24 protein-coding genes are annotated in these 26444 nt (G+C 45.2%); all 24 read left to right on the top strand.

Features of this window, described 5'->3' with window-relative positions:
• The first annotated feature begins 60 nt into the window (after positions 1-60).
• The 24 genes from RE628_RS17675 to RE628_RS17560 all read left to right on the top strand — a co-directional run bounded on the left by RE628_RS17675 (position 61) and on the right by RE628_RS17560 (position 26424).
• Positions 61-1272, top strand: coding sequence for a hypothetical protein (locus RE628_RS17675; RefSeq protein WP_309154278.1), 1212 nt, complete (start codon positions 61-63; stop codon positions 1270-1272).
• Positions 1226-6127, top strand: coding sequence for a hypothetical protein (locus tag RE628_RS17670; RefSeq protein WP_309154277.1), 4902 nt, complete (start codon positions 1226-1228; stop codon positions 6125-6127). Before RE628_RS17675 ends, RE628_RS17670 begins: the two co-directional genes overlap by 47 nt.
• A 45-nt stretch (positions 6128-6172) precedes the next feature.
• Positions 6173-6865: a hypothetical protein gene (locus tag RE628_RS17665; protein ID WP_309154276.1), complete on the top strand. Its 693-nt coding sequence runs from the start codon at positions 6173-6175 to the stop codon at positions 6863-6865.
• Complete coding sequence (locus RE628_RS17660; RefSeq protein ID WP_309154275.1) at positions 6814-10860, top strand: hypothetical protein; 4047 nt, start codon at positions 6814-6816, stop codon at positions 10858-10860. Before RE628_RS17665 ends, RE628_RS17660 begins: the two co-directional genes overlap by 52 nt.
• 16 nt (positions 10861-10876) lie before the next feature.
• Positions 10877-12010, top strand: a complete 1134-nt coding sequence (locus RE628_RS17655; protein WP_309154274.1) for a hypothetical protein — start codon at positions 10877-10879, stop codon at positions 12008-12010.
• Positions 12011-12070: 60 nt separating this feature from the next.
• The gene (locus tag RE628_RS17650; RefSeq protein ID WP_309154273.1) at positions 12071-13582 is read left to right on the top strand and encodes a hypothetical protein; all 1512 of its coding nucleotides are present in this window, start codon (positions 12071-12073) and stop codon (positions 13580-13582) included.
• A 35-nt stretch (positions 13583-13617) separates the two neighbouring features.
• Complete coding sequence (locus RE628_RS17645) at positions 13618-13836, top strand: hypothetical protein (RefSeq protein WP_309154272.1); 219 nt, start codon at positions 13618-13620, stop codon at positions 13834-13836.
• A 45-nt stretch (positions 13837-13881) separates the two neighbouring features.
• A complete protein-coding gene (locus RE628_RS17640) occupies positions 13882-14187 on the top strand; it encodes a hypothetical protein (protein WP_309154271.1) in 306 nt (101 codons plus the stop codon).
• Positions 14188-14201: 14 nt separating this feature from the next.
• Positions 14202-15047, top strand: coding sequence for a hypothetical protein (locus RE628_RS17635; RefSeq protein ID WP_309154270.1), 846 nt, complete (start codon positions 14202-14204; stop codon positions 15045-15047).
• Between the two features lie 442 nt (positions 15048-15489).
• Positions 15490-16218: a hypothetical protein gene (locus RE628_RS17630; protein WP_309154269.1), complete on the top strand. Its 729-nt coding sequence runs from the start codon at positions 15490-15492 to the stop codon at positions 16216-16218.
• 16 nt (positions 16219-16234) lie between these two features.
• Positions 16235-17026 (top strand): hypothetical protein, encoded by a 792-nt coding sequence (locus RE628_RS17625; RefSeq protein WP_309154268.1) that lies wholly within the window; start codon positions 16235-16237, stop codon positions 17024-17026.
• A 14-nt stretch (positions 17027-17040) separates the two neighbouring features.
• Positions 17041-17601 carry a hypothetical protein gene (locus tag RE628_RS17620; protein WP_309154267.1) on the top strand — a complete coding sequence of 187 codons (561 nt, stop codon included), beginning with the start codon at positions 17041-17043 and terminating at the stop codon, positions 17599-17601.
• Entirely contained in the window at positions 17598-17993 is a 396-nt protein-coding gene (locus tag RE628_RS17615) for a hypothetical protein (RefSeq protein ID WP_309154266.1), read from the top strand. The genes RE628_RS17620 and RE628_RS17615 overlap by 4 nt, the downstream gene beginning before the upstream one ends.
• 11 nt (positions 17994-18004) lie before the next feature.
• Positions 18005-18919, top strand: a complete 915-nt coding sequence (locus RE628_RS17610) for a hypothetical protein (protein WP_309154265.1) — start codon at positions 18005-18007, stop codon at positions 18917-18919.
• Positions 18920-19072: 153 nt separating this feature from the next.
• A complete protein-coding gene (locus RE628_RS17605; protein ID WP_309154264.1) occupies positions 19073-19774 on the top strand; it encodes a helix-turn-helix domain-containing protein in 702 nt (233 codons plus the stop codon).
• Positions 19775-19881: 107 nt separating this feature from the next.
• A complete protein-coding gene (locus RE628_RS17600) occupies positions 19882-20106 on the top strand; it encodes a hypothetical protein (RefSeq protein ID WP_309154263.1) in 225 nt (74 codons plus the stop codon).
• Positions 20107-20117: 11 nt separating this feature from the next.
• Positions 20118-20861 carry an ATP-binding protein gene (locus tag RE628_RS17595; RefSeq protein WP_309154262.1) on the top strand — a complete coding sequence of 248 codons (744 nt, stop codon included), beginning with the start codon at positions 20118-20120 and terminating at the stop codon, positions 20859-20861.
• A gap of 48 nt (positions 20862-20909) precedes the next feature.
• Positions 20910-22115 (top strand): DnaB-like helicase C-terminal domain-containing protein, encoded by a 1206-nt coding sequence (locus tag RE628_RS17590; protein ID WP_309154261.1) that lies wholly within the window; start codon positions 20910-20912, stop codon positions 22113-22115.
• A 64-nt stretch (positions 22116-22179) separates the two neighbouring features.
• Positions 22180-22509 carry a hypothetical protein gene (locus RE628_RS17585; RefSeq protein ID WP_309154260.1) on the top strand — a complete coding sequence of 110 codons (330 nt, stop codon included), beginning with the start codon at positions 22180-22182 and terminating at the stop codon, positions 22507-22509.
• The gene (locus RE628_RS17580; RefSeq protein ID WP_309154259.1) at positions 22472-22609 is read left to right on the top strand and encodes a hypothetical protein; all 138 of its coding nucleotides are present in this window, start codon (positions 22472-22474) and stop codon (positions 22607-22609) included. Before RE628_RS17585 ends, RE628_RS17580 begins: the two co-directional genes overlap by 38 nt.
• 425 nt (positions 22610-23034) lie before the next feature.
• Entirely contained in the window at positions 23035-23445 is a 411-nt protein-coding gene (locus tag RE628_RS17575) for a Na-translocating system protein MpsC family protein (RefSeq protein WP_309154258.1), read from the top strand.
• A 531-nt stretch (positions 23446-23976) separates the two neighbouring features.
• A complete protein-coding gene (locus tag RE628_RS17570; RefSeq protein ID WP_309154257.1) occupies positions 23977-25065 on the top strand; it encodes a CHC2 zinc finger domain-containing protein in 1089 nt (362 codons plus the stop codon).
• Between the two features lie 22 nt (positions 25066-25087).
• On the top strand, positions 25088-25657 hold the full coding sequence (locus RE628_RS17565; RefSeq protein ID WP_309154256.1) for a sigma-70 family RNA polymerase sigma factor: 570 nt from the start codon (positions 25088-25090) through the stop codon (positions 25655-25657).
• A 164-nt stretch (positions 25658-25821) separates the two neighbouring features.
• Complete coding sequence (locus tag RE628_RS17560) at positions 25822-26424, top strand: hypothetical protein (protein ID WP_309154255.1); 603 nt, start codon at positions 25822-25824, stop codon at positions 26422-26424.
• Positions 26425-26444: the final 20 nt, after the last annotated feature.

Below are 26444 nucleotides of genomic sequence, written 5' to 3'. Positions count from 1 at the left end.
AGGGAACTTTCTGAGACTCCACTCAGGAGTTCCCTTTTTTAATATAAAGGGGGCGGTGACGTGAATCAAGCTGTAAACCAGTACGATTTTACTGTAATAGACTATACAACCACTCAGTACGGTTACCTGTTCACCGTTGGAACCACAGGCAGTAGGTCCAAGGAGTACCGGTTTATTTACATGCCATATAGCCGCTACCCAAGTGTCCTGATGCTTGATTTCTACGTAGCCCGTTCTATTTCCCACGGCATGAATCATGATCTTGTCGAAGCCATCCGTAAAGACATGGAAGCGGAAGAAGGATTCATCGTATGGGGTGATGGTAAGCAATCAAAGAACGGGATGATGCATGAGCAAAATACTGGGGATTCCTTAAAGGACGGAAAAGGGCAGTACATGGAAATCTCCTTTGAAGCTGAGCGCACCGCACTGATCGAAGCCCTTGAGTCAGACGAACACCCAGTAGCTCATAGACCAAACTTTCTTAAGGACGCATCCCTGGATGATGAGATGACTGAAGGATGGCGGGTTGATAATGACAAGGAGCTGAAGATCGTCCGTAACCTTGGACTCACCCGACGATTTATACAGAACCTTGGAAAGATCGACCCAAGCAAAATCAGCTTCAGAGTGAATGATTTCGGTATGATCGCAGACTATGCTGATAGTGCTGATAAAGTAAGCGAGTACGGTCTTGTGGTTAAACAGCTTGTGAACTCGGTGAGGGATGACCAACCTGATCTGGACTTGGCGAGTGTGTATGCGGCAGTTGAGAAAATCGTAGGTCGCTCTACGGAGACAGAGCCGCTACTGGAAGCTGTCCTTAATTATCTGAGGGATACTGAGCTTAGTAAGACCATCCAGGCAGAGAAGGTTACGCGGAGAGATCTTGAGTTGTTGTATCAAGACCTTCTTGGTATTCGTGACGTGGAGAGACAAGCTACTGTAGAGAATGCGATCATTCAAGGGGTTAGGGTAATCGACAATCACGGTATGGGTATTGTTTCTGACATGTCTACTGCCTATATTCGTCGTCATAAGGAGATTAAACACCTTTACATTGATCATACTCGACCTGTAGGAACACGGATAGATAATGCCGCAAGGTTGGTATTGCTGAGGACTTTCGGTAAGGCTGTCAGAGAAAAGACATTTAGCGGCTCTACCACAGGTAAGATCGTGGAAGCCTCAAGAGATTTTGAGGAGCAAATGTTTATCTCGGAGCTTGCACAAGCTCGCCGCGACATTCGACAACGAGCTGAGCACCCATGAAAATGTCCTAGCTAAGCTGAAAGATAGGCAATATCCTACACTCCTGCACACTGAGATACGGGCCGTTCGTGAGATCGGGAAGGGGAAAATCCACATACAAGATGAACTTGTGGAAGGAAGCCGCGTCCGATATCGCCCCAGCGATATTCTTTGGCACCCTATCCAGGCTCACAGGATAATCGACAAGCATCCAACGGTTACTGAGTCGGGAATCATTGTAGCTCATAGGGACATCGAAGCCCTCGTTCACTTAGAGAGTACTTTCCCCTGGGCAGTTCGTGATAATGTCGAGCAGATGCACATAACCGATACATTGACCCGGGCACAGCGTATTTTTGTCGATAACATGTATGTTGAACAGAGCAGACCTGTAGCCCACCGTATTGCGGTGGTTCGAGCCATTGTAGACAGGGAAGCGGAGCAGGCGTACCGTGACAGCACTGAGTACGGGTATGTGTTCAGGGATTTGCAGGAATCGAGAAGGGTGAACAAATTCGCCGGGTATGTAGAGCGACAGAGACCTGTAGGTAAGCGTATCTTCAAGGAGGCCCTAGACGTAATCAACAAATACGCGCTCGGGCAACGTGATGATAAGGTGGAAGCCTACATCGAGGAGAGATTCTACGAAGGTGGTACGGAAGCCAAGAGTTTGCTTATCCCTGAGGTTGAAAAAGGATTCGACAGAACAGATTCATATAATCTGCATACCGATGAGCTGTCTTCCGCAGAAAGGATTATCGAGCACGACCTTTGGTTGCCTGAGGAGTATCTAGCAGAGAAGAAGATCGAAAGATCGACGAACCTGCAAACCACTAACACTTTTAGTAAGAATGATACGCAGAAGCTCCTACATTTAACTAACAAGCCGCTTGAGTTCCGTAAAGCAACAAAGAATATGCATATAGATACCATTCTTCGAGCGATTAGAGATCTTGGAAGACCTATGGTTTACCGGGATAAGTTATTGGACGACTTGGCTGGCGGCGGCTGGCTCGGAAATAAGGAGTACCCTGGATATCTTGATGAGGAGATTATTGTTGGCGAGTTGCTTCAAGATAATCCTGCCGTAATCTTGGATATGATGATTGAAGCTGTGTACAACCCTGAAGCACCTGGCTTCCTTAACGAGGATTTCCTTATCGGGGTCAAGGAGCGCATTGATGCCCTTATAGCGAGTGGTATTCTGGGTTTCAAGGACGGTACCAAGTCAGGTATCCTTACCCTGAACCTGGAAGGGGTGAAAGAAGCCCGTAAAGGAGTCGCGGATATTGATTATTCACTGGCTTCTAAGATAGCGATGGACAGCGTTATTGATGAGGAGATCAGTACGGCCAAGAAGCAAGAAAGCGGGTCAACTCTGGATGAAGCCTACTTCGAAGGCACTAAGATCAAGGAAAACCAGTATGGCGAGATCGAGGAGGTTATCTACGGGGCAGATTACCAATCTCGACCAGCAATCATTCAAATAGATGATTACATGGGGCATCTACCTACAGATCGAGGTCTGTTCCCTGATGACCCTGAGTACATGGGAGCCAAAGGGGAACGCGGTGGGCATACTTCGGATGAATACACCATGGGCGGCAAGCAGGAACGCGATGGGCATACCTCGGAAGAATACGCTATGGGTGGTAAGTATGATCGCGGTGGTTTTACATCAGATGAGTACTCTTTAGGTATGAGAAGTGAAATCGGCGGGTTACTTCACACAGAGTTCGCATTGGGTGGGGCACCTCATGATCTATCTGGTTACGTTAATGAAGAACAAATTTGGGGTAGTCCTAACGCTCGAGAGATGTACTTGAATGATGAGTATTCAATAGGGACGTCGAAGCTACGGGAAGGGTACACAAGTGATGAGTACTCAATGGGCACGAACAAGTTTAGGGAGGGTCATATCGGTAAGGAGTACTCCATTGGCTCTGCAAAGAATAGAGAGTTGTTCATTAATGAAGAATACTCCATCGGTGGGTTGAAGCCACGAGCAGGGGCTATCGACATCAGATACTCCCTTGCAACGCTTCAGCTCAGACAGACATTTCTTAGCGAAGAATACTCAATAGGTACAGCGTGGACGCGAGATAGTATTACCAATGATGAGTACACTCTCGGGTCACTCAATATGAGACAGCTATACATTAACGATGATGTGCATACCATTGGTAACCGTGATGCTCAGCGATCCTATCTCGGTGATGATTCCCTAGAAGCAGTGGTGGATAGTCGATTAGGTTTGGTTATTGGCGTTACGCCGGTATTTGCTGTAACGGAAGCACGGATATCATCTCTAAATGACGATCTGTCCGCAGAGAAAAGCATTTGGGAGTCAGAGATTCATGTGGAGATTGTGGCGGATAAGTCACGTCACGTATCTGTAACAATCGAAGAAAGCCTAGCCATGAAGGTGTCTAGAGATGCCCAAATCCATGAGGTGGAGAATAACGTAGTGAAACTACGATTGAGCCATCTTGATGACGACTGGGGAATCGGGGCGAAGAGTACTAAAGATGCTTTTGTAACCGAGCAGTTCAGAGAAGGGGTTAAGGGCGCCAAGCTGTCAGAGATCGAAGATGGCCTGTTAGGTAGGAACCTACTTAAGGGCACGATGAGCTTTGGTGAAGAAACGGTCTATGCGCTTAAACGAGAGAAGGATTCCTTTGACTTCGGAGATGAGACTATTCTCTCAACCAAAAGTGCGAAGGGTTCGGAGACAAGTGAAGATCTTGTTGGCTATAAGGAAGTGAAGGATTCTCTCCTTTATGAAAACCTTTTTGCTTTGAAGAACTTCAAGGATTCACACCTGCATGAGACTATCAACAGTGGTAAAGAAAAGTTGGGAGAACTTGAGGAACAACTCGTGGCAGATAAGCCACAGTATGGTTATCTTGACCCTATGCTACCTATTGGTGGAACGTCGGTGAAATATGCGGATATTCCTGTGGAAATTGTAGGCGGCACACCCGTTAAGTATGGTGACGTTCCGATCGAGATCGTAGGTGGAACGAGCCTGAAATATGGGGATATCCCAATCGAGATCGAGGATGGTACAAAACTGAAGTACGGCACTATCGAGGATGTGCTAGCAGCCGATAAACCGCAATACGGCAATCTTGAGGAGAACCTTCTCGCAGATAAGCCACAGTACGGGCACTTCGAAGAAAACCTTGTAGGTTTCAAGAATTTCAAGGATTCATTCGTTCACGAGAACCTATTTGTCCATAAGGAAGCAAAGGATTCCTCCCTTCACAGTAATATACTCGCATTCAAGGGAGTGCGTGATTCATACATCCAAGACAATCTATTCGCAGAAAAGGGTGTTAGGGATGGTTATCTACATGAGGCTATCAATGATGTACTGAAGTTAAGAAACGGTGCTCTAGATGAGGACTTGCTACTTGGGGGCAAAGGGCTTCGGGACTCGCTTCTTGAGAGTGAGCTTGTCGGAATAAAGTTCAAAAAGGGTGACTTGATTAAGAGCTTGCTAGCTTCTCGAGGAGGAGCAGTAGGGTACATCGAGGATAATCTAGCAGGTGGTAAAGAAGTCAGAGAAGGTCATATGCACGAAGGTGAATCCAATGTAGTCAAGGTAAGACATGCTGATCTTGATGCGGAATCCTTCCTTGCTAAGGTTACAGATCGGGAAGCCCATCTTCACGAGAGTGTAGAAAGTGTTGTCCAGGAGAGGTATGGCAACTTCGGTGATGACATTTTCGCGGTATCGATTCAACGTCTCAGCTATTATCATGACCAAAGGGGAAGTGGAACCAAGACTCTAGATAGTGGGTTTGTGGTATCTGAAGGCGAGACCATGGGCAAAAAGCTGATGGATGCAGGGTTAGCAAGTGACGAATACTCCCTAGCTCATCTTAAGATTAGAGATGGGTACACAGAGAATGACTTTACCTTGGCACACAAGGAAGAGAGGGATTCCTTCGTGGAGAGTTCGCATCCAGTGGGAACTGCCAACGCCAGGCTGTCTGAGATCGAAGACCCAGAATCGATGGTGGCTACCTTCGAAGAACGTTGCTCCCAGGTCATTACTGGGTTCATCTTTGCGGAGCGTCCTGAAGTTCGGGCAGAGTACTTGGAGCAGTTATTTGCCTTCATGCCTGAGCAAACGGCACATCTCATGGAAATCTACCATTCAGCTAAGTCAGAGCCGCGAGACAGCTTCCTCAGCACAGACAAACATCTCGCCTTCCGCGATCAGCCTACTGAAGGGTATCTGCCAATGTTGGACACAATGGGTCAAGGTATTATCTATGATTACACTGATAACCTGTTAGAGCAAGGCATGAATCCTGAAGACTGGGAGGGTGGCTTCGGAGTTCCTGAGGACTACGACCCTAGTGATCCATTCAACGTATATTTCCCTTATTCCAAAAATATGGACGCGTTGGAGCTGTCCCAGTCGGATAACTGGATTAAGTTTGGTAGCGGCGAATGGGAGCGTGATAGACTGCTAGGTAAGTTCTATTCTAAGAGTGACATCCCTGCAATTGGTGGCTGGTATCGAAATAACTTCCTTGCTGAGAACTACAAGTTCTCAATCGACTTTAAAGTGGATTCCGACGTTGACGGGGATGGAGCAGGAATTGTCTTCAAGTACTACGACGAGAACAACTACTGGATGTTCATGGTTCATGGAGGAGACGCTGATAACAGCCTTGGCATGAGAAGGCCAATGCAGTTATTCAAGGTTCAGGCGGGGGTGCCGACAGCTATCGGCTCACCTATGCAACCGTTCAAGTGGGAGAAGGACAAGTGGTATAAGTTATTAGTGTCGGTCATGGACGGTAGAATCCAAATCTACACTGATTCAAAACTACAATATGATTTGACGGGCACCGATTAACTTGGTGCTCCGTTTTTCGTATAGAGAGATTGAGAGGTGATTTTAATGGGTCATACATTTGGTTTATTTACCAAGTCGCAGAAGGGTGTTCTGTTTGCGAACATGAGAGCACAGATTGCTGAAGACTATGACGCAGGAAACCTTAACCATCCCGATCACCTGCCACAAAGTCCTAACGCCCCAAGGGGAGATACAGAACGCCACGGAGAGGAGAACAATCCAATCCTTGGTGACGCTGGATACGGGCAGATCGGAAGGTGGCAGACAGTTCAGCTTGATGCATTGGAAAACACCATCGACCAAATCATCGAGCAATACCTTAGGGATAAATCTTGGTACGCAAGCGTAAGGTGCCGCGAAGCACTGTGGAATATGTACCGTAGGATTGAGTGGTGGGTACTGCAACAACAGTCGCCAGACAAGACTCAGTATCAGCGTGTGTTGCAGATGATTAAAGACTGTATCCATAAGATTCTTGAGAATGCTCAGGAGCCAGGAGGGAGTCATCATGGGGTGTCTCTACCTACATGCCCTGCTCCTTACTATCACCACTTCAGTGGGAACTACTTCAACCATTTCGATGCTAGGGTGTACGAGATTCCGTTATTCTCGATGAAGAAGGACGTTCCTTTCTCCCATAAGTTCCCTGACTTCTTCCGCTATGTTTCATCCACGGAAGATCAGGAGTGGATTACCGTTCACTCCGTAGGGAAGAACGAGCAGTCTGGGCAGAGATGATCTTGAAGCTGGATCTGGGATTGCTTCAGATCGGCAACTCTTCCAAGGTCACCTTCAACTGGCGGGTGAAACGTTACGGCCAGATCAGGTTCAAGTACCTTGCAAGTGCAAAGCGCGGTAACGGTATGCTGTTCTACATCAATGGTCAGCAAGTCGGTGGGGAGTGGTGCGAGAATACGGGGTGGCAGGAAGCAGCATTTACCATACAGCCTGGTCAGATGTATAAGTTTGACTGGCTCATCAGAAAGATGCGTCCTGAGGAATGGGGACAGAACGGTATTTACATTAAGGATATCGAAGTAGTTGAAATTGTGGATACTCGTAAGCCGCCTGCACCATTGGACTATGATCTTGACGGTGAGGAAGTATTCTCCTTGACCAATTGGGTTGTCAGATCAACCGAGAGCGCTGTTGAAGCACATTTTAAGGGGATAGAAATTGACAACAGCTATCGCTCCAAGACCATGGTTATGGAATTGGAGAACGAGTGTGAAGGTCAGATTTCGTTCGCCTACAAGACGGGCATTGACGGTCAGCCTACCGATAATGTTGACTACGGTATATTTTTTGACGACCAGTTCGTGAGCAAGACACAAACTGGCTTTGGTATCCACGGCAGCTATGCTGAATCCCACCATGATTCCTCATGGGTTCTTGATGGGGAGAAATCTAAAACCAAGGAAGACAACGCTCAAATTACCTATGACATTGTTGTGGGTAAAGATTGCAAGGTTGACCTCACTGGAACGCTAGAAGTTATGTGCCCGCCACGAGTAATCGATCACTATGAGCCTTACAACTTCGGTGTAGGGGTCGATAAGTACAGATGGTCAATGTCGGGAAACCCTTCGTGGGAAAATCATGGGGACTGGCTTAGCTTGAATGAACCGAAACAAGGCCTAAGTTCAGCTTCTACCTCTCTTTATCTGCCCGATGATGGTTGGTTCATTTTTAGTTTTGAGCATGAGCTGAGACCAACTGAGTCCTTTGAGGTGATGGTGAATGGTGAGATGTACCACTACAGCAAAGACGACAGAAGCGGAAGCGATATTAAAATCCCTCTGAAGGCGGGCTACAACACTATTAGCTTTGCTGTCAGGGACAAGAAGACAGAGGTTCCGTTTACCTATGACTTCCATCGACCATTCACTTATGGTCATTCCACTTCAGGGCGCACCTTCACCGTCGAGTCTCCTATGGGAAGCACAGTAGATATCACCAGAGACTGGGATGTTACGGATGGCGGGGCGATGACCACCAAAAACGGGGATGAAATTACCTACAAGATGTCGCTTAATCCAAACTCCAGTGTAACCATCACAGAGCATATGAGAATCTTTCCTGCTATGGATGATAGATATGATCCTGTAACAGGCGCAACCCGCGACATCATGGTATTCGAGGAATTATTCAACACCGAAGGAACTTATGCTCCCGAACTCAATTTCAGCCCCAAATGGCAGTGGATAGACATAATTGAGTCGGGACAAGGCTCAGGTCATGGGGACGGGGTGATGTTGGCGAAAGGTCATGGAGATACTTTTGTTGCCAATTTCTCTGCTCCTACAATGAGAAACCCTGGATACATCTGTTGGCAGTACGGTGGAAAGTTTGACCCTGGTGAGTTTTTAGAGCTTCAGGTGGATGGAGTAACCGTATGGACAGGGAATGAGGAAAACGGCACAAAAGGTACAGATCGCATGTACCCACTTCCCCCTGGTAGTCATGAGTTCCGTTGGGTTTATAGGGATGGTACGCGGTACATCCCAGGAGATGGTAGTGGAAGTGGTGGCAGTGGTAATGGAACGGGTGGTGGTACTGGGGGCTCAGGAGATGACCCATGGGGAGAGCAGTGCTATCTGAAGGGTGATGAAGTTCATAAACTGGACTACGGTCAGCCCAAATACGAGACTGGCTCCGACAGAACCTCCGCTTGGAGATGGGACATCAACGGCGGGAAGCAATATTATGATGGCGGCACTGTCGTTTCTCACGGGGTTGAAGCTGACGGCGGGGTAATTACACGGGACTTTTATGCCCCTTACTTTGGCGAGATAAACTACCTTGAGCGTTTAAAAGTTTACCCTGTTAAGAACCCCAAGGTGGATAACCTTCGTAGAGTAGACACATCGAGTATGATGAGGGACTATTACTCGACCCAAACATTCCAAACCTACTACTACGGTCTCCCAGTAACCAACTTATCGCCACTTAATAATAAGGACAAGGACGATGAAGTAGTCCCAGCGAAGGAACTTGAGGCAAAATACACGCGTAAGATTTTTGACAAGGTGTATACCTCAGGGAAATTCGAGATGAGCTTCAAGTACATGAGCTACCTGAGGAATAAATATCAAGGTGCAAGATTGCGAGTGTGGTTAGTCAGTGTGAAAAAGGGTTGGGAAGATCCAATCATTCTGGACAACATCAAGGAAAACAGGGGGACTAACTACAAGAAGGACTACCGTTTATTGACTAATAATGATTGGGCGACTGCTGAACTATGGTCAACAAAAAGGTCACTCGACCCAGGATGGTACTGGGTTTGCATCGGAATCACCGACACTTACCCTGATAGTGATATTGACGTCACAACTAAACTCCCTTGGTACATTGCCATTAAGGACTTATCCATTAAAATCAGTGACCCCAACTCTGTAAATGAACCTCACACACTCCTTGATAAACCTAGTAAGGATAACGAGACCTATGTTTGGGTTCGTCTTACTGACATTACGACGGGTCAGATCGTGTACTCGCAACAATACTTTGGCGTACAAGGTTCCGTTGGGGAGTATTGGATAGATCTGAATCAGTATATAACCCCAGGACATGCGTATAGCGTTTCGTACACTCTTGGGAAGGGTGTAGGGGCAACCGACAGAAGCTCAGGCCTGGATACAGGAGGCTTTACACTTAGTGGCGGTAAGTTTCAAGAATATTGGGATGCTTACTGTACTGATGCGAATGGGAATGTGTACCGCAAAGGAGATTCCCCACACCCTCCTGGTGGATGGTGGACAGACCCGCCGCCTGATATTTACTTGGATGATGGAAACAGTTACGCATGGCTTGACGTTATCAGGTTGTACGAGAACCGCCTAGACCCCTGTCCTGGAACTAGGATTGTCATTGAAGTATACGAAGAAGGCAGACAAATCGACAGGTGGTATGTAACAGAGGCCGATGATGAGCTTGTAAAGATTCCCGTCAAGAACGATTCCAATGAGAAGCGAGATTATAAGGTTGTCGTTAGGTTCGATCAGGGGTGCCCTGGGGATGGGGCAATGATTTGGGGAGGTTCCATGGATATGCACGATGAGGAGCCGTTGCCTGAGTCGTGGGCTGAGGTAACTCGCTTTGAAGTGTGGGATAACAAGCCTATTTGGATGGGTGGATGCGATAGTAGCAACATGCGAGTCCAGGTACTTAGAGAGGATGGGCAGAAGGTGTTTGACCAGACGTACTATGGGGATGACTACCGTGCCTTTGGTGTTAGTCAATTACTCCCTACGCCCTATACTAAGTACAAGGTAATCATTACGACAGATCAAAAGGGAACCGTTAGCAGTTGGACTGGGAAGGAGTATTATACGATCTTCCGAGTACACGATTTCAAGGCTTACGAGTGGTACAGGTTCATACCGAAACCCTACGATGCTCAGCTCGATTTTTACATTGATGGTGTTCTCATCAAGACTTTCACCCAACCAGGGGGTTTTTACACCTTTGCTTCCCCTGTTCCCAAAGGAAAACACGAGTTCAAGTGGGTATTCACTACTTATCAAGAAGTAGGTGAGCGTAGTTGGGAGTATGCACAACTTGACTGGATGGAGCTGACAAACTGGATATGTGATGACGTGTACGTTACCCCTTATTGCGAAGGCGGTGGGGGAGACCAGTGCATCGAAGCCCTTATCAAGTGTCTTCTTGAGATTTGGAAATCTCGTCCTAAAATGTGCGTGATCGGTAAGCGCATATGGCTATTCACATAAAGAAAGGGGTGTCTGTATGGGAGTTACAAGGCTAAAGGAGTCAGGGAGGATTTACGAAGACGACTTCAACAACCCTAGCCTTGATCCTAAATGGGAAGTGCTCCCTGACGACTCCACCCGATATGAAGTAAGTGGGGGTAATCTTGTTCTTAAACATGGTGCCCCTACGCTTTATATGTTCTTAAAACCACTGACAGCTGAAAAGGCTTTTGTCATGGACGTAAAGAACAGTTATAACCCTGATACAGAGGGTTGCTACGGTGGAATCGTCGTTTTTATTGATGAGCACAACTACATGGAGATCGAGGAGTTCTTGGATACTTCACTTCCTACACCTTTGCTGAAGACGTATCCATGGATACGTCTTGTGAGGGATTACAACTACTATTCAGCCTACTGGTCTGATGATGGAGCCGTCTGGAATTTGATTGGCTCTGTAGAGCTTAGCGGGACACCTAAGATCGGACTGTACCTGAGAGGTGACGGAGATCACCCGATGGTTGTGGAGTACATCCGAATCAATAAAGGAACAAATGTGACCGTTGATAACCTTACCAAGGGGACGATTGTTGATCTAATCGATAGTAACGGTATGGTTATTGAGTCGCGAGTTTGTAAGAATCAGGAGACATTGGTCTCTTTTAACTTAGATAAGTACCCATACCCGTTCCTTGGAAACTTTGGGGTAGGTCTTACTGACGGAAACAGATACCAAGCAATGGATACTATGAAGGTTTACAAAGGAGACCACCTGTACTTCGAGGTCACTCCAGATCTTTACTACAAAGAGTCTAATCCCGATACAGGTAGCTATTTCGATGTACTCTTAATGCCGAACACTGATAGATTCTTGGGCTATTTGACAGCGGGCGGTGCAGCCATTCAAGAGGTTCAGATGTTTGCTAAGAACCCTATGATGATGGGGGACTTCAAAAATGTAACCTTTGCTTTGACCGCAGGTACGGACAAAGTTCAGCTCGCCCCCGATGTAGGCGGTGTTCCAGGTGTGTATAGTTACTCGATCACAGCGTTTAAGATCGAACCTGGACAATCATATAAGTTCTGGCTAAGGATGGCGCGGGAGGAATCAGAAGATAGATACACTTCACAAGTTAAATTCTCGCTGAAGATGTACTCCACTTACCTGTGACTTAAAATAATCCAAGCCATTTCGTATAGATAAATTAGGGACAAGATTGGAGGTGGTCAGATGTCAGTAAGGATTAACCAGTCCCATACGGATTCACCTAAGAGCCATAAAGAGTTATCGGACATCGGAAACAGAACGCATGAGGAGATCGACCACGCTCTTGCAGAGTTAGAAGTTGCCCGAGGGTCTGAGCTCAGTCTTGGTGAACGTATTGATAGAATCGAGACAACGTCGAATGAAAACAAAGCTTCTGTTGATGATCATGAGCAGAGGATTTCCGATCTTGAGACTCAGGTTGAAACTAACAAGAACCATGTAGAGTTAGCGGAGAGGGATATTACCGACATTGCTAAGGACATGACCAATGTTCGCCACAATCAAGATGATCACGAAAAGCGGCTCAGCCTAGCTGAGACTGAGATTAAGGATGCACGGGGAGCAGAGAAGTCTATAGCAGACCGATTCCACACCCTTGAGGGTTATATCGAAGAAGTAGCCAAGCAACCGATTACTGATCTCAGTGTTACTAATCCCTTGTATCAAAGTACTTCCAATAGTGTCAAGGTCACGATTCAGGCAGGACGGGCAAGCATCAACAAGGTCATTGTTGACAAGTTCACTCAGTCATTCGATGTCCCGAATATTGCTCCGAACACGTCTTACTACATCTTCCTTCACGAAGATGGCTCTTATTCGTACAGCGTGGATCCGAAGGAACCGAAGGATGCCATTATTATCGGTGGCATTGATATTGGGCTGTCTCCTACGACTTCGCTGACACCCTTGGATCTCAGGTATTTCCTGACCAAAGGCTCTTTAGAGAATGACCTTGGCGATCTTGAGCAGAGGGTGACCGACTTAGAAACAGAGGTTGAGGATCATACAACTGCGATCACTGACCATGAGGCTGTAATAGATGACCTTGGGAAAACTTTGTCAGCAGTTGAAGCGGAAATTAAGTCATCACGTAAGGATAAGAATGGGGTCGTGTACGATGCTCTACAGGACAGGCTCGATAACATGCAGAGCCGTTTGGAGCTTGCGGAGAGCCGAGGAACGATGGAACACCAGTCGGTATTTCATTTCACGTCACCAACTGATGTCAGGCTGAAACCGCAGAGGGACTTCACCATCCCTAAGTATGTAATTGGATCTAACTCCGCTGAAGTATTCCTAGATGGCATCCGCATGGATGTGGGAGACGATTATATCGAGTACAACGACACCGTAATTCGTTTCACATTCGATGTGCCAAAGGAAGCGCGGGTAACCGTGATCGGTAGAGGTTCAATCATTAATACAACTTCAATTTCCGACTACACATACTATCCTGATGGGAAGGTCCGTACGGAGACTATTACAGGCGGTATCAATCGTACCGTGGAGTATTTCTATGATGCTACAGGAAATGTGGAACGTCAGGAGATTATAGAAAGCAATGGTCAAAGCAAAAGCATTGAGTACCAAAGGGACGCTACAGGTAGATTGTTGCGCGAGATCAATAATGGGGCCATGTACTATGTCTTGCAAGGCGGGATACTTACGATGATACGGACATTAGGAGAAGGCTAACGTTCCTTGAGGGAGCTGGGTCAGATCTCGACATCGTGTACAATTACTTCTCTAACGGGGATATTGAGTCTGAAGAAGTATTTTCGTCTGTTATAACACCTCAGCTATTGAAGAAGACTTCATTCACTTACAATACAGACGGAACTGTGGAGACAGAGACTCTTGTATATGACGGGCGAGGAGTAAAGAAGACCTTTGAGTATGATGCTTCAGGAAACATCAAAGGAGTAAAAATCAGAAAGGTCGTGATCTAAATGGTGAAAACCGTTCAAGATGTTAAATTCTCTATTCACTCGATCATGGACAAGTTCTCGGGGTACAACCAAGAGCCTTTTACCGATGAGGAGTATGATTGCTTAGTATTCGCGCTAGAGAGCAATATCTTATTTGATACCGTGGGGCAAAAATTTCTAGCCCCTCTAAAAGCAGTGCCTAAGGTTAATGAATTGGAATTGACAGGTGAGGAAACGGAGGAAGAGTTGGTTAATAAACAGTGCGAGAATGAACGCCTTGTTCAAGAACGGAACGACAATATTAAGGCGGTTCTTCTTACCTTGTTCAAGGACAGCATAATCCGTGATATACGTATTAGATTCGGAGCCTAAAGGGGGAAGAGAATATGGCTGAGAACCAACTATTAGGGGCTTTACGGAGATATGAGTTTTATTCTAATATTTCTAATTTTCTGAGTGAACTTTTTGCCACTGTAACACAGGATTTATACGGGGATATTCACTGGGAGTGGAATTACTACAACAACAACGAATATGCAATTCCTAAGTGCTGGAATTATCCCAGTTCAACAGGAGGGAACCAAGGGACAATAACAGCCAAAAATGTTAAAGATCCTAGCATGTTCTTCACTATTTGTTTGAACATTTCTAGATGGTGGTACAACTCGTCATACGGCCCTTGGTACCTAAACTATGTACTAAGGACTGGTCTAAGGAATAACGGTGCAACCGTAGTTCCTGACTTATACACTAATGTTGGAGATGTTTCTGAGATTCCTGTTCATACGGTACCGCAATCATTGGAATACAATATGGGTAATAAACAAGTTAACCCGTATTATAAATGGACGCTGTTTACGACAGAAGAGTATATCTTCATCTACGGAGAGCCGCAAACACTTACTGATAGAGCATATCCTGTAAGGCTGTACCTAGGAAGACTTAAACCATTTGAGGAAGAAGATCCAATCGTGGCGAATGATTTTGTTGGTATATTTGGTCATTATCCACCAGGACTCATTGATACCGATGATGAGTTACGTTATCGCACAGGGCGCGGATACGTTAGGTCCTCCGCAATGGAACTCCAAACGCATTGTATCACTTCACAACAAGCTCTCAGGTTCAGTCTCCTGGGGTTGGTGGTAGGTTCTTCGTATCTCCGTTCTACGTATGGCACGGAACAGAAGGCGTACGTGGTGAATTCTTCGGAGTCAGAACGGCTGTTTTAAAAGACGCAAGTAAATATCCTGATGGTTCAATTCTTGACCTTGGTGACGAGAGGTATTATGTATTTCACACCTTCGATCAAGCACATCCATCATCAAGCCAAGCATGGTACGGCACCCACGGGACGTACTATCAAGGGCAACCTTACTTCTTCGATTCGGCGCTTTTGTTAGGCGGCGGACAGAGGGTTCTTCTGTTTGAGATCGAGAAGGAGGTGTAAAGTATGGCCATGATTCGTAGATATGAGTTTACGAGCAATCTTAGTGTGTTGGCACAGAACCTGGTGGATGCCTTGAAGAACGACAATGATCCATATTGGAACACACTGTACACGACAGCTACAACGTATGCAAATTGGGGTAATGCCATCCTAACTAACAGGAAGGACGTAAATATGCAGTTTACTTTATGCATCTATGCTCATTCCAAGGGAGTTAGTGTACGGTGGGGATGGAAAATAGTGGAGACACTGCTGTTCCTGATCTTTGGGTTAATCCTCCTAGTGGGATGGACAAGTTTCAAACGGAGACTCCGTTCATGTGCTATTCCAGCCAATACAATATCAACTATAAATGGACTGTCATCACCAACGAAGACATCATATTTATCCACGGGGAAGTCATGAACAACACCACGGTAGGATATCCTGTTCGCATTTTCTTGGGGAAATGTCAGGCACTTGAAACTGAAGACCCTGCTATTGCAAATAAGTTCTACGGCATTTTCCCACACATGCCGTTTGCTGTTAACGATAATAACAACGCAGATCAGTACGATACCCCTAGAGGTTTCGTGAGAACATCCCGAAATGGATCAGAGTATGCTTTGTACAATTTCAGTACTGAGTCATTGCCATCACCAGGGATTGGATCTAGATACTATGTTACACCGTTCATGATATATCACCCTCAAGAAGGTGTTCGCGGTGAATTCAAGGGGATGCGGTCTATCGTGTTTAAAAACGGGATTCAGCACCCAGACGGGTCTATCCTAGACTTAGGAACTGACGGGAAATTCTACGTTTTCCATGTTGTAGATCAAGACTACCCGAACTCAGATACTGGTCGTTACTACAACCACTCCAATGGTGGTGTTATGTACTCCCGTCCGAAATTCTTCCATGGTGCTCGATTGCTTGGCGGCGGGCAGAGAGCAGTACTATTTCAAATCTAGGAGGTGTTCTTGAGACATGGCAACATTCTCAGGTAAGGTAAAAATGAATGAGCTTTATGCAAACATAGTACAGGGGTTCAAGGCAATTGTAGGCTCCCCTTGGTCGATTTATTACGAGACTGCAAGTGTGATTGTATTGAAGTCTGTAGGTACAACAGGGACAGATAAACTGTTCTTCCGTCTTGAAGTTGGGAATACCAAAGATGCAACAGGTAATAAACTGGTTGCGGGTGTTGCAGAGGAGGTTATGTTGAATAATGGAAGCATTCCGGTAGGAAAAGCGGAGATTAAGAAAGACTTTCTCTGCCACAGTGCTTCTGTTGACTCTAACCTCTTGATCGACTATCAAGTAACTGTTCAGCCGAACCGAATAATTATCTACTTGCAAGGCGACGTAAACTCTGTCACAGGTATCTCCAACCTTGGTTACTTCGGTATCCTGAACAGATATGCTACAGAAAATGATTCATCCTCCCTCGGGATTGGCCTTAGCTATAACGGTGACAACGGAATTAGAACCTTGCGGGATAAGGACAAGCTGACGGTTAATAACATCTACGATGCCTTCTCCGCTATGCTTCCAGTAAACCCCGGTTGGGGATCTCTATATCACCTTGCTCCATTGATTATGTGTAACGGCGTTGAGGGGGCACGAGGGGAGCTAATCGATATCTATGCTGTCCCTTCGGCGGGTGTATCACACGGAGATGAGATCAAGGTAGGTACGAAAACTTATAAAGTATACTCCCTTTCCATTGGCGGTAAAAGTTTTCTAACAGGATCTACTATTGCTGTACTGATGAACTAAGGCGGTGAGCGTCAATGGCAGTATATAACGGAAGTATAAAGGGAACCGCCGCCAACGGTTCCCTTTCCACTAAGAGCAAGAGAGTGACTATCTACAGTATCGGGTATGATGTTGATACTATACCTATCTCTATAGATGGTAGGGAGATGACTCCTTACGAGTTAGGTTCTCTCACAACTTACGCTGATTTAGTGGATATTTACCGCTGGGGAACGTGGCGAGTCATGGACAGCCATAATAACTTAATCGGTTGGGTGTCCGACAAATACCAGTATGGTATACGAACAAAGATCGGACAACCCTTTGAGCTTAATACAGTGCTAAAACATAAATGGGTCGGAAGTGTTAGCGGTACAGGACTCATCCGAGATGGTCTTAGGGGATTAAGGATTAAGGAGAACTTTGCGGGCAACACCTCTGTCATCAAAGTATTTGTTCTGGAGCATCAAGGTGACCTGATTGGAAAGACGTGGGGAGATTGGACCGATAACGGTAGTGGTGGTTCCACTACTACTCACTTGAGACCGCGTAAGTATCCTGATACGCATCTTCCTAGAAGGAGGGAGGACACATGAACAGGACATGGAAATTGATAGAGGAGATGAGGAAAGTGTTCTTACCAGTATCGTGTAGTTGGAAGGTGGAGCACGTAGGTGGCGGGTCTAAGGCAATGATTGCCATTCCCATGGAGCATCCAAGGTTATTGATTAAAACTTTGAGAGTAACTCCTTCCAGGGAGACCAATGTCGAACTGAAAATATTGAACAGTGCGGGAGCTACGCCTGAGGTTCTGTATTTTAATAACGCACAATACTCCACTGGTAACTTCCTTGAGGGGATTTATGATATGATCGACCTTCCTTACGAGGATGTTGACGGAACCTCCACTCTCCATCTGTCGGTAAAGAACTTAGGAGCTGACGTTGCTGACTTCCTGATTGAGGTCACAGGTCTGACAACACGGTAGGAGGTGTTACATTGGATATAGTTTCTTTTAGCAAGGCGGCGAAAGTCGAGCGGGAGATTAAGCTAGCGAGGGACAATTACCCTTCCTTGGACAGTAGGTTGGACGCTGTATCCATTGGGAACGTGGTGTCTGTTCGCCTTAAGACAGAGCTTCCATCCAATGGAGAGGTGGGGCGGTTATACCTTGTTAGGCAGGACACCAGTAATCAGAACAGCCCAACGACCTACACATACAGTGGCGGGAATTACGTAAAGGTGAGTGGAGATCGTGTCGCTAACCATGTAGATAATGGGGCATTAACAATCAATGGTACCAAGACGGTGGTCTATACACACCCTGATACCCATAGTGCTGACATGCTAATGGACGGTAACAGTAAGGTAGCTATGACTGTTGGGGAAAGGGATAAGCTCAAGGCAATCGAAGCTGAAGCCAATAAGTACATTCACCCTGATAACCACAGTGCTGACATGATTACGGATGGTATGACTAACGTGAGCATGACTGTATCGGAACGAGCTAAGCTGAATGTAGTCGACCCATGGGATGCAATAAGCGATTTGGTTGAGTATAAGGATGTGGTCACTTACCTCGCTTTTGATGATGCAGGAAGGGTAGTAAGACAGGTGGTCACCGACAATTATGTAGAGCAGAACATAAGGGAGCCACTTCTTACGATGCCTGATAATGCTAATGGGTATTCCCAAGGAGAATCATTCCTGGTAACTTCTCTTGGAGAGATTTACCTCTTTGACGGTACGGATTTCATCATGCTCCCGACCTTGGTAGACGTGGTTTATCAATACGATGCGGCGGGGGTGCTTGAACGCAAGGTGGTCTCTACGATGGGAGCGACCCCAATACAGACTAGCTACAGATATATTTATGACTCCCGAGGTAACCGTATAGCCATCAAAAAATACTAAGGGACAGCTTAATGCTGTCCTTGTTTTTGTCTAACGGATGTCAAATGACCGCACTACGGGTGCACTTCTTGCCCGTCTGGTTGTATATTTTAGAATCCATTTAACAGCCGCCTACCCAGGTCGTATAGAGCAAGTAGGAGGTGTGAATTAAGCATGGAAGAGAGATTATCAATACGGTTCGCTTCATCTGAGAAGGAGTTCCTTACTCAGTTTGGAGTTAACTTTGGTTTCACGCAAGTTCACAGCAAGGTAGATAGATGTTACTTCCTAACGAGTGATGCCAAGGCTCTCTACCATAACCTGAACCAGTATGCCTACAACGGAAGCAAGGAGTGCTTCCCGAGCCAAGCCCTTCTGAGAGCTGAACTCGGGTGGTCTAAACACTCAGTGACCAAGTACGTTGAGGAGTTACGTCAGAAGGGCTTCATTAAGACTATCCGTAACCCAGGAAGACCTCTGATGTATATTCTTGAGGAGCTTCACACAATTTCCTCCCTCGTTCACTCTGAGATCGTCCACGAGATTCGCAAGGAATTGTTCAGTATAGATGACCGAGAAATGTTCGTTATCGCTTTGATTGAGTACAAGGAATCGGATGTTCACTCGAAAGTGTTAAACGTTCCTGACCCAACTACTTATAAGGAGTTAATTCGTCAGTGGTTCTTACAATGGCAGGGTGAGACTTCCAAGTCTGGCGAAGGGACGAGGCAACAAGGCATTCCCCAGAAAAAGCGAACAGGTCGCCGTAAGTCGCCTATTATCCGTGAGGAAGACGCAGAAAAGGTAGGAGATCCTATACAAACCGTTAAAGCTAGGGAGAAGGGGGAAGCAGGGATCCTTCTGAATCTTCTGTAGAGGATTGGAATACCAATCACTTCCGTACCTACTTTATACAACAATACTGGGAGAAGTATCACAATACTTATTCCTGGACGGCAGAAGATCAGAAAACAATGCACAAGATGAGGGTATCTAGAGATGACAACATCTCCCTGAAGGAAGCCGTAGACCAGTTCTTCAGCATCAACCAGTTCGCTCCTAAGACTGTCAGATTGTTCGGCTCTGCAAATACTCAGGCTGTACTGGATGAGTTCTCTCGAACGGGTAGCCTTCCATGGTACATGAATAAGAAGGATGATAAGCCACAGCCCGAGAGCGGTGGAGATGAATATGACATATTCAGCTAAGGAGAGATTTGATGAATGCCCCATATAAGGATTGTGAGAAATGTTTTGCTACACCGTTCTGCAAGCGTTACTCGGGAGAAACGGATACACCTGCATTTCCCGAGTGGTGCAATCCAAAGTTTCGTTTAAATAAAGCACTAAAGCTGTCAGAGATTCCAAGGAAGTATCTGAAAGCTAACTTTTACAATTACGAGGTCGATGATGACAATCGCTACATCTATAAAGGGCTTAGCGGGTACGTTGAGAATATCGTGGAGGAAGTGGAAGAAAACGGAACCAACTTCTTCTTTTGGAATAGCGGTGCAGGAACGGGAAAAACGTACAATGCCGCCATGCTTCTGAATCATTACATCTACAAGACTTGCATGACTGGTAAATTCGACTTTGAGAACCCACTTGCACTGTTCGTAAGCTACTCCGAACTAATGGACGATCTGCGCTACCGCAGGGATGACGAAGCCGTTCAAAAGCAGGTTTCCATCATTAAAGAAGTTCCCTTTCTTCTATTAGATGATGTTGGTGCAGGCACGACTTCCAAGTTTACGGTAGAGCAAATGTACCTAATTGTGAACGAGCGATTCAATGAAGGACGGGCTACGATCTTTACATCCAACTTCGATTCACAAACGTTATCAGACGAGGAAGTGATCGGGAAGCGAACTGTATCTCGATTGATGTCAGAATGTGTTGGCGTTCAGGTCGAAGGAAGAGACCGACGTAAGGTAACAGTTAAGGGGGTTATCAAACGTGCTTGAGGAACTTTCATACATTAATCACTGGTTGAATAGTAAAGACCCTACCTGATGCGAAAGCATGGAATTGACAGCAGCTACTTCATAGCACTTCAGGATGTAGTCCTGTGGATTGATGGCTTCCAAAACGATATGAATGGGTACTTGCCTACCCTGGAAACGGTGGCTGTGGAGTTCGAGGACTTTCGAGTTCTGAAGGACTTAGACCCAGTTGAGTACTGTGTGAACGTCTTGCGTGAACAGCGAGCATACATGGATTACCGTCCTGCACTTATTGAGACCGCAAATATGACGAATGAGGGGAAGACGCTCGAAGCCATGTGGAAGATGCGAAACGATATCGATGTTCTATTGAAGAAGTTTACAGGGAAGGTCGGGCAGTATGAGTGGACGAAACATGCGGAGGATCGCTACAAGAAGTACATGGAGAAGCATGGTCAAATTGGCTTATCGGGAATAACCACAGGTATCAAGAGTTTGAACGACCTTACTGGTGGTTGGAAAAATGATGATTTGGTTCTTCTTGCAGGTCGAACGAACGAGGGTAAGTCGTGGGTAGGCGAGTTTTTCGCTTATGCTGCATGGCAGTCTTTTGTGAAGGCGAACATCAATGACCCTATTATTTACCTCAGCACGGAGATGCCAGAGCTTGAGGTCGCCTATCGGATGGATACCTTTAGAGCGCACTTCAGTAACCGTGCTCTGAACGAGGGGCGTTTGTCAGACATCGAGTTGTACCGGGAGTACACCACTGAGCTGATGAGCAAAGACCAACGAATGATCATTCTGTCGCAGGATTCCAACCGTGGTAAACCATTCACGGCAATGGATATTAAAGCAATCATTGAATCTGAGCGTCCTGGCTTGATTGTAATCGACCAATTGTATGACCTTTCAGACGGGACGGGAGAGCGGGATATACGACGCCGCATCATCAACGTGACGAATAGTATTCGTGATGTGAACCTTAGCACCAGGACGCCTACAATCATGTTGGCTCAAGCAGGTCGTGATTCTGCAAAAGATCAGAAGAAAGACCCAAACGCTGTCCCTGAGCTTCACCAAATTCAAGAATCGGATAACCCTGCACAGAAGGCAACTAGAGTTATCACCCTTCGCAAGATTGACGATATATTCAAGCTGTCGCTGAAGAAGAATCGGGGCGGTAAGAAGGGGAGGATGTCTTCATGCGTGCTGATCTTGATACAGGCATCTGGGAAGAAACGTCCCAAGAAGAAATGGTGTTCTAGTCCTTAACTCTTAGCTCGCCTCATCGTATAGAGGAGTTAGGGGGCCAATTAATAACTGAGGAGGTAAGACCATGGATGTACAGCTAACGGCTCATTTCTACTTTAAGGGAAATGGCAAAAAGAAGACCGTAACTTGGGTCGAAACAAACCCGAGACTTCAGCAAAAGGAGAAGGACTCAAACAAGGTAGTCCGTGAAATCCCTCTTACTGCTGATGAGGTTAGACAAGAGTACAGCAGGTTATTTGTTAAGCATAAGAACGAAGGGAAAGCGGTCGCGTTGGAAGACGTTAATTCCGTATCTCACATTATTGATCTAGCAGAAGTTCGAGGTGTTGAGCTTACAGCACAAGAGGAGGGTATCAATGCGGTACAGACTGACATACGCCCTGACGAAGGATGAAATCGTAACGACTGAATTCGTGTCTGATAAGGACATTGTGGGGCAACGGAGGAAGCATTTGATCTTATCGAGCAAGAGTACGATGCAGAAGTTCTTCTGAAGCTCGTAGCCTTTAGTGTCCTCAAGACCGAGGCTCCTAATGGATAACAAAATTAATGTAGCTTGTAACGGGTGTGACTATTTCGGTAAGTGTCACAAAATCCTAATTCTTAGCGAGGGGAAAGTCCCCGCTAAGAATCAGGATGTCGTACCGATGAGATGTCAAAACGTAGTTCAACATATCTGCCGCGACTGCAAATGGTATCTTGAGAGTAAATGTGCTTCATGGCTGGAGTTGAACGGTAAGAAATCTCATCAAATCCTTAAAGTTTGCCCTCAGAAGCAAAACAAATTCTAGAAGGTATTTTTCTCCTTTTTATTATAAATAAAGTACAGTAGATATTTAATGCTTCTTATTACAACTTGCCACAATGTGGCAGTTCTGATTAAATAGATTAGATTGAAACTTGTCGGGAAGGTGGTTTAATGAAGGGAGGGGGGGATATTGACAGCAAGGATTTTGAGAGAGAGTTAGCAAAGATTGCGTCGAGACTTAGGAAAGATTTCACTGAGAAGGGACCGGTTGATACTAGGGTCTCCGTGATGAACAATTTTGTTATTCTCAAGTATATTGCAAAGTTTTCGACCTCTGAATTCTTCATGCTTGAACATATGAAAGCTCACCTGAGTACCGTATTTGATGAATATAAGCAGAAACTAAGTGATGCAATGATTGAGGATTTCAATCCAGTGTTCGCAAATATGAATATGGGTTTAAAGATTGAAGAAATAGTAACTACCTTTTTCAGTTCAGACTTCTCAGAGCAAGTTACTATTTTCAAGCTGAACAAGGATATTGAAATACTGCTAAAAACCGAGAAGATTCACTTGCAATAATGCACCGAAACTATCTACGAAGCGCATTCATACTATTCTATAATCAAAGATATGACTTACGAACTATAGAAAAAATTGGTAGATGGTACTAAAGGCATTGACATATCCCACATCTTTCCTATATACTTTTCCATAGCGGCGATCTAATAGAATTCCTATCTTGAAGAAGCCGTTCTGTTGGGAAACTGAAGACCATATCGGTAATTGGGATGAAAGTGAAAAGTCTGACCAAGACCGACACATTACTACCATCCTGGGCTTATACCCAGGGGAGTTCTGTGTTGGTCTTTTTTGTTTCTCAACTGTATGTAAACCCGTCAAGAAATACGGTTACCGTTAACCAAATAGATAATGCTTTAATTATTTTTTAATAAGCCCTTAACTTTGCTTTTTCCTAGTCGTATAGAGCAAATGAGAGCAGTCTTAACGATTTAGACTGAAATTATTTGCATAGAGGTGATAACTAAATATTGCGAACATACGTTCGTTATTGGTATTCTATTTATAGAGCATAGTGAAGGAGAACAACATTTGGAAAACTCTTTACTATCTTCCTATCAGCTAGAGATTGAAGAAGTCCTAGATGATCTTAGAGCTTACTGGCTTGAACGAGATATTTCACGATACAATATCACTGCGTTTTCTAAGGTCACGAACAAAGGAGCGAACATCATGTTCTGCTGCCCTTCACATGAAGAGAACAACCCCTCGTGCGGAATCGAAAGAAATTACCCTTACCGTTGGAATTGTTTTGGTTGTGGAGCGGGAGGGAGTCTTGTAGACCTGGTGAAGATAGCAGTTGGACTTACTAATGAATTACTTGGGATGCAGTTCATTATCAAGAATTACCTTGTGGTCTCCTCAAGTGAGAGAAAACCGATAGATATAGAAAGCATCTTAGACGGTGGGAATAAGAAAGACCGTGTTCGTTCATTATCTGAGGAAGTAGTCCTTAGATACACTAAGAAACGGCACTCATACATATATGGACGTGGGTTCTCTGAGCACACCATTAGAAAATATGAAGTAGGATACGATGAAGCAACCCAGGCAATTACTTTTCCTGTTCGTACAAGTAACGGACTGGTCAGATTCATCAAAAAGCGTTTTGTCTCACATAAAGGCTTCTTAAATGAGAAGGGGATCGATAAAAAGGATATTGTGTACGGTCTATATTATATCCTACAAGCTCCAAACCACATAACCGAAATATATCTGAATGAATCTGAAACTGACACAATGGCTTGTTACGAAGGACGGTTACCTGCCGGTGCGATACTTGGACGGATATTGTTCATAGATCAGATTCGAGAGCTGATGCGGGCGGGTATAAAGACTGTTAATCTGTTCTTCGATAATGATAAGGCGGGGGTTGAGTGTTCGATAAAGGCTTACGAGCTAATCTCCACACACTCGGCAATAAGGGTAAACGTGGTACTTTACCCCAATCAGCAATACGGTATAACTGACATTGAAGAACAGAAGTACAAAGACTCAAACGATCTACTAAAGCTCAATATGCTAGGTTCCATTAAGGTCATTCCTTACCATGAGTATGAGTCGATGATACGCATTGCAGGGATCCTAGACATTGAAGAAATCAAAACTACTAAAAACTAAAATAATTCGGGGGAAATTATAAATGTCTACTACAATGTCTATGGGTTTTGATGAACTGTTCGCTATTGGTGATGTGGATGCCTTTCTGAGTAAGGCTGAAGAGAAGTGCCGTCAAAAGTTAAGGGGTAAAACTTTTGCGGGAATGGAAAAAGAGGACGTAACCCAGGAGGTCTTGATTAAATTGTACAGATCTCTTGATCAGTACGATGTTACGAAAGCTAGGATGTCCACGTTTGTAGATCACCTGATAGACAACAAGATTAAGGATATGTACCGCAAGTGCATGACAGAAAAGAACTTGAATGTAGTCAACGCTATCCAGGTTATATCTACTGACCTTGATATTGATGACGAGACTGGAAACGGAGTAGGTATTGCTCTAGGTCATGAAGGTTATGCTTACGAGAATTTTGAGTTTGTAACCGATATCATGGAGAACATGGAGCTGAACGACCGCGAGAAGAAAATCTTTAAACTTCGCTCTACAGGATACGAATTTGTGGAGATCGCAGATATCCTGGGAGTTTCAAAAGCTCGTGTATCTCAACTGTGGAAGGGAATCCGTGAGAAATATGAAGCTCATCTTATATAAAATTGTAGCTCCGAGAGGGTAGTCTCTCGACATTGTATTTTTTAGGAATTCTCGTGTTATATAATACTGATTCTCTCACTTAACTCTCCCCTTATCAACTCGTATAAAGAAAGTGAGGGGCAACAGCCCACCACTACAAATCGAAAAGGATAAGGTGAATAAATATGGCATTTCAAAAAGGTCTCGGAGCAATTCGTGATGCGGCGAAAAACTCTATTACTATGCTAAAGATTAAGCCTAACGAGTCGGCTGTCGTTCGTATCTTGACTCCAGCTGAGGAGATCATTTCTGTATGGGAGTACACTATGGAAATCAATAGTCAATGGCACACCATTACAGCACTTCTTAAATCGGAAGATCCGTTACAAGGTAGTGGCTTGAAACCTTCGTTCAAGTCTTATCTGGAAGTTTTTGATTACACGGACAAGAAGGTAAAAATCCTCAAAGCATCTAAGACCATGGGTATTCAGTTACTCGGTCTGATTGAGGAGTACGGTGATCTGACGAAGCGCGACTTCAAGATAGCTCGTCGAGGTGAAAAAATGAATACTGCATACCAGTTTTTCGCTCGTGCCCCTCAGGCGTTCACTGAGAAGGTTGAACGTCTGGATATCGAAGCTCTGATTGAGTATCAAACGTTGACTCGTAATAGTATCATGAATCTGATGAGCGGTATGGATAAGGTGACTGACGCTCCTAGCGGTGACGCAGCTAATAGCGGCAATCAAAGCGGTAGTTCCAAGAACACTGATGACTTCCCGTTCTAATTGGCATAGAAGTACTCCCT

It is taken from the genome of Paenibacillus sp. D2_2 (genome assembly GCF_031199965.1).
GTDB lineage: Bacteria > Bacillota > Bacilli > Paenibacillales > Paenibacillaceae > Fontibacillus.
The sequence above is the reverse complement of the archived record's forward strand: the minus strand, read 5'-3'. Positions and strand labels throughout refer to the sequence as shown.